Below are 1,472 nucleotides of genomic sequence, written 5' to 3' on the forward strand. Positions count from 1 at the left end.
CACCAGGACCGCGCCGCCCGCGTCAAGGCGATCCTCAACGCCGCCGGCCTCCCGGTGATGTCGAGCGACACCCACATCGTGCCGCTGTTCATCGGCGATGCCGAGAAGTGCAAGCAGGCCTCCGACCTCCTGCTGGAAGAGCACGGCATCTACATCCAGCCGATCAACTATCCGACCGTCGCCAAGGGCACCGAGCGCCTGCGCATCACGCCCTCGCCCTATCACGACGACGGCCTGATCGATCAGCTCGCCGAAGCGCTGCTGCAAGTATGGGACCGCCTCGGCCTGCCGCTCCGCGAAAAGTCGCTGGCGGCGGAGTAGGCCTCTTCGCCTCTCCATCCACACACACCGTCCCCGGGGCACCCCCCTCCCCAACCCTCCCCCGCAAGGGGGGAGGGAGCGAGACGGTTGTGGCTGCCTCACATTGATTAAGCGCAACTGCTCGACGCCGTGTTGGTGTCGCCTTTGTCGCAACAAGCGACGTTCTCTCCATTCCCACCCCCCCTTGCGGGGGAGGGTCAGGGAGGGGGGTGCCACACGGGGACTCTCTCGGTGAGCCTCAAGCGACCAACTTAACGACAACCCCAGTTCCCGCCCCGGGCCCGGCATTTCGCTGTCGCTTGCGCCCACCCAACGCGCTAGATTTGCAGGGAAAATGAGATCGGGCGCCGTCGCGCCCTGGGAGAAGCACGCTCGCCATGCTGCACGACTGGGGCGTGATTGCCGCCGCCTTTGGCTATATCGGCTTCCTGTTCCTGGTGGCGAGCCATGGCGACCGCCGCTCGCAGGCCGGGCCCCGACGTGCCTCCGGGCTGATCTATCCGCTGTCGCTGGCGATCTACTGCACCTCCTGGACCTTCTTCGGCTCGGTCGGTTTTGCYACCCGCACGTCCACCGACTTCCTCGCCATCTATGTCGGCCCGATCCTGATGATCGGGCTCGGCGCCGGCGTACTCCGCCGCGTGATCCAGCTCGCCAAGGCCCACAACATTACCTCGATCGCCGACTTCATCGGCGCCCGCTACGGCAAGAGTCAGGCGGTGGCGGCGACCGTGGCGCTGATCGCGATCATCGGCTCGGTGCCCTACATCGCGCTCCAGCTCAAGGCGGTCGCCTCCTCGCTGGAGACGATCCTGAGCGAGGATCAGGCCTTCTCCCACATCCCGATCCTCGGCGACATGGCGCTGATGGTGACGCTGGCGATGGCGGCCTTCGCCGTGCTGTTCGGCACGCGGCAGACCGACGCCACCGAGCATCAGCACGGCCTGATGCTGGCGGTCGCGACCGAATCCATCGTCAAGCTGGTCGCCTTCCTCGCCGCCGRCATCTTCGTCACATTCTGGATGTTCTCGCCGCATGAACTGATCGAGCGCGCGATGAAGACGCCGGAGGCGGTGCGCGCCATCAACTACTCGCCGTCGATCGGCAACTTCCTGACCATGACGCTGCTGTCGCTGTGCGCGGTCATGCTG

General features: G+C 66.1%; 2 protein-coding genes. Both read left to right on the plus strand.

Annotation, left to right across the window (positions count from 1 at the left end):
* Positions 1-321, plus strand: a 321-nt coding sequence (locus AC1D00_RS40795) for an aminotransferase class I/II-fold pyridoxal phosphate-dependent enzyme (protein ID WP_456685597.1), incomplete at its 5' end; no start/stop codon positions are given.
* Positions 322-698: 377 nt separating this feature from the next.
* Positions 699-1,472, plus strand: a 774-nt coding sequence (locus AC1D00_RS40800; RefSeq protein ID WP_477014603.1) for an SLC5/6 family protein, incomplete at its 3' end; no start/stop codon positions are given.

The sequence above is a fragment of the Bradyrhizobium sp. P2_E8 genome, from assembly GCF_056403875.1.